A 6,865-nucleotide genomic window follows, 5' to 3' on the forward strand; every position below is an offset into this window, starting at 1 on the left:
AGAACCTGATGAGCAATTTTCGCTTTCATCTCGATATTGTCAGTGCTGAGGAAGGTTTATTCTCTGGCGTTGTACAAGCGGTGACTGTTTCCGGCTCTGAGGGTGAATTGGGGATCCGTTATGGACATGCCCCCTTGTTGACATCGATTCGTCCAGGCTTAGTGCAATATGTTACTGAGTCTGGTCAACAAGAAGTTCTGTATATTTCTGGCGGCATGCTAGAAGTGCAGAGCAGCAGTGTCAAAGTATTAGCTGATACTGCTATTCGCGCCGAAGATCTGGATAAAGCCAAAGCGGAAGAAGCCAAGAAAGCGGCGGAAGCCAAATTGCATGATTCCTCTAAAGATGTGGATTATGCAGAAGCTTCTGCTGATTTGGCCCGAGCTGTGGCACAACTGCGCGTGTTGCAGTTGCTAAAAAGATAAGGTGCTTATTATTTGCGCCTAAAAGCGACCTTAGGGTCGCTTTTTTTTTAGAATACAAGAAAGTTGAGAGTGAAGGGTAAAGGGGCAAGGCAGCGCCAAAGTACAGATTTGGTATTCCTCTTTACTGTTCACCCTTAACTTCTCATAAAAGGTAGTCATATCATGACCACACAAGCTGTTATTTTAGCGGCGGGTAAAGGCACCCGTATGCGCTCTTCTTTACCTAAAGTACTGCATCCGGTAGCGAGCCGGCCTATGGTCAGCCATGTGATTACAGCGGCAAAAGCTTGTGCTGTTGATGACATTCATTTGGTTTACGGACATGGTGCCGAGCAGCTGAAAACCCGTATTACTGAGACTGGCTTAAGCTGGGTACATCAGGCAGAGCAATTGGGTACCGGCCATGCGGTGGCGGTGGCGCTGCCAGAAATAAACGATTCAGATGATGTATTAGTGCTTTATGGTGATACGCCCTTATTACAGCCTGAGACTTTAAAGGCTCTATTAGCAGCCAAGCCTGCAGGTGGTGTAGGACTACTTACGGTAAAACTTGATAACCCTAATGGTTATGGCCGCATTGTACGTGAGCAGGGTAAAGTGGTGGGTATTGTTGAGCAAAAAGACGCCAATGCCGAGCAACTCTTGATAAACGAAGTGAATACCGGCGTATTGGTGGCCGAGGCTGGGCTATTAAAGCGTTGGTTGGGTGCCTTAAATAATAATAATGCCCAAGGTGAGTATTACCTTACCGATATTTTTGCCATGGCTCATAAAGACGGTTGTGACATTGCGACCGTACACCCAGCTTCTAGCGCTGAAGTAGAGGGGGCTAACGATCGCGTACAATTAGCGGGTTTAGAGCGTGCTTATCAAAAAATGCAGGCTGAGCGGCTGATGCGTGAGGGCGTGACTTTACTGGATCCAGCGCGTTTTGATTTACGTGGTGAGCTTAACGTCGGCGAAGAAGTCACTATTGACGTAAATGTGATCATCGAGGGTAAAGTAACACTCGGTAACCGAGTGCAAATTGGCGCCGGTGCCATTCTTAAAGATTGTGTGCTTGGCGACGATGTTGTGATCAAGCCTTACTCCATTATTGAGCAAGCTGAATTAGGTCAAGCTAGCTCTGCTGGCCCTTTCGCCCGCCTGCGCCCCGGTGCAATATTAGGCGAAGATGCCCATGTGGGTAATTTTGTAGAAATTAAAAAGTCCCATTTAGGTAAAGGCTCTAAAGCCGGTCATTTAAGCTATTTAGGCGATGCCGATATTGGCGAGGGCGTAAACATTGGTGCTGGTACCATTACCTGCAACTATGATGGCGTAAACAAGTTTCAAACCATTATTGAAGACGGTGTCTTCGTGGGTTCCGATACTCAGCTCGTTGCCCCAGTGCGCATTGGTAAAAATGCCACCTTAGGTGCTGGTTCAACGGTTAGCAAAGACGTGGCCGCCGACGAGCTCGTTATTACTCGTGTACCTCAGCGTCACATTAAAGACTGGCCTCGCCCTACTAAGAAATAGCTTAAAACAGCCATACGCTTTACGCGATACACTGTAAGTCAAACATAAACAAACGCGGCTGTGAATTTCACAGCCGCGTTTTTTATTGTGACAGTGATCAGAGACAACGGGGTAGCCTCCTCCGACTCGCTTAACCCGCATCCATGCGGCGCTCAAAAATACATGGCATCCCTGTCGGATGGCGTGAGCGCCGATATAGCATGGAGCACTTAGCGGCTCTGTCATGTGATGGTCGGTTGAGGCTATCCCAGCAGCCTCTTCTTTAGTTTCGGCGCTGTACTCCCTTATTCTCATGTTTCTGCGAGGGAGTACAGCTCAACTTTGTAAAGAGGATATCTACCAAAGACCAGAGCCAAATCTTAGTCTCCGTCATTGCGAGGAGTGCAACGACGCGGCAATCCATGGTTTGGCTGAGCCTCTGTGGAAGGGTTTACGGCCAGCCAGAGGAGGAGTGTGCTCTACCTTACTTTTACCACCCATATCCAAAAAATGGCGGTGTTTATCTTTATATGGAGACTATTTTTTTTCTTTGAGTATTGTCTTGAGCGCGGCTATGTTGGCTTGTACGCCTTCGGCTTCTTTTAAACGTCGGCGTTGCTGTGCAAATCGGTCAAACTCCAATTTAGCTTTCTCATCTGCCGCTTTTTTAGATACTTTACCGGCTCCGCTTAAAATATTCCGATCGTTAAAATTTAAGAATTGATCCAACTTATCAGCCCAATCCTGTAAAAATACCTGTTTACGGCGTAGTGCTTGGTCTTCGGCAAAATCGAGCCACATGCTAACGATGCGATTTAGCTCTTTGATCTCATCTTCACGCAGATAATTTTTGGCGATGGTAACATCAGTTTTACGCACCTCAGTACCCTTGTAGCTGGTTAAGCCCATATCAGGCTTGCTGATATCCACTCGGCTTGCGATAAGCTCTGCCGCTGTCATTTGCGTGCAGGCATAATGCAGCTTGTTCTGAATGATTTGAAAGAAGCGGTTTGTTTCTTTATTGGATGGCTCATAGTCGGCGGCCATGGTAAAGATTTCTTTAACCCGCAGATAAACGCGTCGTTCGCTGGCACGGATATCGCGAATACGGTCCAGCATTTCATCAAAATAGTCTGGCACCGCAGAGTGACCGACCGGCGGATTTTTCAGGCGTTCGTCATCCATGGCAAAGCCCTTGATCAGGTATTCCTTCAGTACACTTGTTGCCCATTGGCGAAATTGTGTGCCTCGTTGTGAACGAACTCTATAGCCAACCGCTAGAATTGCATCGAGATTATAGTGATCAATTTCGCGAGATACTTGGCGAGTACCTTCTAATCGAACCATCCGGAATTTCCGGATGGTTGCATTTTGTACAAGCTCACCTTCATTGTAGATATTGATTAGGTGCTCATTAATGGTGCGAACGTCTTTATCATAAAGTTCTGCCATTGCGGCTTGAGAAAGCCACAATGAGTCTGATTCAAAGCGGCACTCAACACGGGTTTGACCGTCAGCACTGGTAAAGAGTACAAACTCACCTTGAGGAGCTTGGGGGATATTAGCTGTCATTCAATCAACCTCTTTGCGTTTATTTGGCATCGCCATTGTGAGTTTATAGCCTGCAGGTCAAAAACGGCGCTGTTTATCTTTAGATCGTCATCCTGAACTTGCTTCAGGATCTCGTTTTATCTTATGTAAGAATATCTAATCTAGGCGAAGGTGCTCAGTTTTTTGTCTTTATCAGATATTGGGCCTTACTATTAAAGAACTCTTCTATAACAATAAAGAAGACTCTCTGATTTTTTGCCTGCCGAACAAAAGGACCACTCCACCGGCACGCTGCGGGGCTAATGATACTCACAGTATCAGCCTACTGCGAACATTCACTGGGTGTTTGTTAGGCTGATACCGTTCGTCACGGCGAGCAAGCTCGCCCCTCTAACTTCAACACATGATATCCGAGCGCCATGGATGGCGTGAGTGCCGATATAGCATAGAGCACTTAACGGCTCTGCCATGTGATGGTCGATGGAGGTGACTTTGTTTCTTCTTGATACTGCATTTAAATAGAGCGAATATTTAGTGTGATTGGTATTGCCCCTTATCCATGCTGCTTCATTTCCATCATATTTTTCTTGTTTTATTTCCTTTCAATTTGCTAACATTTGGTTTCGGTTCGTAACTTGTAATTTAAATGTCGAAACCTATCCTACAGATTGGCAAGCTCAACACTCAACAACGGCGCCATACTATTATTACCCTGCTGCATGAGCAGGGTGAAATTACCGTTGATGAGCTGGCCCAGCGCTTCAGTACCTCTGAAGTGACCATTCGTAAAGATCTCACTGCTCTTGAGCAAAATGGGCAGTTATTGCGCCGTTATGGTGGTGCTGTGCCTGTCCCCAGTGAAATGGTTGCCGATCGCAGCAATGAGCCTAGCTCCCAACAAAAACAAGCACTCGCCAAGGCTGCCGCCAAGCGAATTCGTGATCATAACCGCATTATTATCGACAGTGGCAGCACCACGGCCGCGCTATTAAGTGAGTTGGGCGAAAAGCATAACTTGGTGGTAATGACTAACTCATTAGCGGTGGCTAATGCTTTGCAAGAGTTAGAGCCTGAGCCGACTTTATTAATGACAGGTGGCACTTGGGATCCGGCTTCTGAGTCTTTTCAGGGACAAGTCGCCGAGCAGGTATTGCGCTCTTATGATTTTGATCAGCTATTTATTGGTGCCGACAGTTTAGATCTAGAGCGTGGCACCACTACCTTTAATGAACTTACCGGGCTGTCACGAGTGATGGCTGAGGTTGCTCGCGAAGTGGTGGTGATGGTTGAGTCAGAAAAGATCGGCCGTAAAATTCCTAACCTTGAATTGCCATGGAAGTCGATTCACACCTTAGTGACTGATAGCGGTATTACTGAACAACAAGAGCAAGCGTTAAAGAATAAGAATATTAACCTGGTAATAACGGCTAAAGTTTGAGGAGTTATATATGTGTGGAATTGTAGGTGCGGTTGCCCAGCGTGATGTGGCAGAAATTTTAGTTGAGGGACTACGCCGATTAGAATATCGCGGCTACGATTCAGCAGGGGTTGCTATTGTTGAAGCGCCAGAGCAGCTTGGGCGATTACGCCGATTAGGTAAAGTACAGGCGTTAGCCGATGCGCTTAATGAACAGCCCCTCAGTGGGGGGACTGGTATTGCTCATACCCGCTGGGCCACCCATGGCGAACCTTCGCAACGCAATGCGCACCCTCATGTGTCTGGTCATATAGTGGTGGTGCATAACGGCATTATTGAAAATCACGAGCCACTGCGTGCCATGCTACAAGACAAAGGGTACGAGTTTAGTTCAGATACCGACACTGAAGTCATCGCTCATTTAGTGCATTACCATCGTCAACAGTGCGACTCTTTACTGTCTGCGTTGCAAACTGCGGTAAAAGAGTTGCGCGGAGCTTATGGCACTGTATTAATGGATGCCCGTGATCCTAGCTGTTTGGTGGTTGCGCGCTCTGGTTCGCCCTTGGTGATTGGCTTGGGGCTGGGTGAAAACTTTATAGCCTCAGATCAGCTAGCACTATTGCCAGTAACGCGGCGGTTTTTGTTTTTAGAAGAGGGTGATGTTGCCGAAGTGACCCGTCGAGAAGTGCGTATCTTCGATACACATGGCAATGCAGTGCAACGTGACGAGCTGGAGTCTGACGTGACTCATGATGCGGGTGATAAAGGCGAATATCGCCACCATATGCTTAAAGAAATTTATGAGCAGCCCAAAGCGATTGCGGACACACTAGAAGGCCGGATCACCGATACTACAGTGGTGGTTGAGTCGTTTGGTAATGGTGCGCGAGATATTTTCGAAAAAGTTGAACATATCCAGCTGATTGCCTGCGGTACCTCTTATCACGCGGGCATGGTGGCGCGGTATTGGTTTGATTCTTTAGCTGGGGTGTCCTGTGATATTGAAATTGCCTCTGAGTTTCGTTATCGAAAATCTGTGGTGCGACCAAATAGCCTGCTGATCACCTTATCGCAAAGTGGTGAAACTGCGGATACCTTGGCTGCATTGCGACTGGGTAAAGAACTCGGCTTTATGAGTAGCTTGGCTATTTGTAACGTGGCGAGTTCATCCTTGGTACGGGAATCTGAGCTGGCGTTTATGACGCGGGCCGGTGCTGAGATAGGAGTGGCGTCTACCAAGGCCTTTACTACCCAGCTAGCAGGGCTATTAATGCTGGTGATAGCAGTAGGGCGTAGTCGTCATACCATGACCACTAGCACCGAGCGTCAGCTGGTTAGTGACTTACGTGCCCTACCTGGGCAGTTGCTAGAAACCTTAACCTTGGCCGATGATATTGAACGACTAGCAGAAGACTTTGCCGATAAATATCACAGTTTATTTCTAGGACGTGGTGAGCAATACCCGATTGCCATGGAAGGGGCGCTAAAGCTTAAGGAAATTTCTTATATTCATGCCGAGGCTTATGCTGCTGGTGAACTTAAACATGGACCGCTGGCGCTGATTGATGCCGATATGCCGATTATAGTGGTGGCGCCCAATAACGACTTATTAGAAAAGCTAAAATCTAATGTTGAAGAAGTACGAGCGCGAGGTGGACAACTTTATGTGTTTGCCGATGAACAAGCGGACTTTAAAGGGGATGCCACTATGCGTGTGATGCAATTGAGCCACGTTAGCCAAGCCATTGCCCCCATCGTATATACAGTGCCGCTGCAGTTGCTATCTTATTATGTGGCATTAATTAAAGGCACGGATGTAGATCAACCAAGAAACCTAGCTAAGTCAGTGACGGTTGAATAATTATCAATAAGCATTTTTTTCTGGTGTGGAATCATAATAAAGTTGGTAACTTGATAATAAAGTCGGTAACAACATAATAAAGTTGGTAACTATCGAGCGTTGTGGCAA

General features: G+C 46.9%; 5 protein-coding genes. 4 read left to right on the forward strand and 1 reads right to left on the reverse strand.

Annotation, left to right across the window (positions count from 1 at the left end; genetic code table 11):
* The first annotated feature begins 8 nt into the window (after nucleotides 1–8).
* Together ACTHY5_RS02425 and glmU are read left to right on the forward strand one after the other, a co-directional pair.
* Nucleotides 9–425, forward strand: coding sequence for a F0F1 ATP synthase subunit epsilon (locus tag ACTHY5_RS02425; protein WP_441875893.1), 417 nt, complete (start codon nucleotides 9–11; stop codon nucleotides 423–425).
* A gap of 162 nt (nucleotides 426–587) precedes the next feature.
* Nucleotides 588–1,946, forward strand: coding sequence for a bifunctional UDP-N-acetylglucosamine diphosphorylase/glucosamine-1-phosphate N-acetyltransferase GlmU (gene glmU / locus ACTHY5_RS02430; protein ID WP_441875896.1), 1,359 nt, complete (start codon nucleotides 588–590; stop codon nucleotides 1,944–1,946).
* A 516-nt stretch (nucleotides 1,947–2,462) separates the two neighbouring features.
* Here the strand turns inward: glmU and ACTHY5_RS02435 are convergent.
* Nucleotides 2,463–3,497, reverse strand: a complete 1,035-nt coding sequence (locus ACTHY5_RS02435) for a virulence RhuM family protein (RefSeq protein WP_441875899.1) — start codon at nucleotides 3,495–3,497, stop codon at nucleotides 2,463–2,465.
* Between the two features lie 646 nt (nucleotides 3,498–4,143).
* On the opposite strand from ACTHY5_RS02435, the gene ACTHY5_RS02440 reads away from it, so the two are divergent.
* Both ACTHY5_RS02440 and glmS read left to right on the forward strand, forming a co-directional pair.
* Complete coding sequence (locus tag ACTHY5_RS02440; RefSeq protein ID WP_441875905.1) at nucleotides 4,144–4,914, forward strand: DeoR/GlpR family DNA-binding transcription regulator; 771 nt, start codon at nucleotides 4,144–4,146, stop codon at nucleotides 4,912–4,914.
* A gap of 10 nt (nucleotides 4,915–4,924) precedes the next feature.
* Nucleotides 4,925–6,757 carry a glutamine--fructose-6-phosphate transaminase (isomerizing) gene (gene glmS, locus ACTHY5_RS02445; RefSeq protein WP_441875902.1) on the forward strand — a complete coding sequence of 611 codons (1,833 nt, stop codon included), beginning with the start codon at nucleotides 4,925–4,927 and terminating at the stop codon, nucleotides 6,755–6,757.
* The last annotated feature ends 108 nt before the right edge of the window (nucleotides 6,758–6,865 follow it).

Source organism: Oceanisphaera sp., from assembly GCF_052084945.1.
Lineage (GTDB): Bacteria > Pseudomonadota > Gammaproteobacteria > Enterobacterales > Aeromonadaceae > Oceanimonas.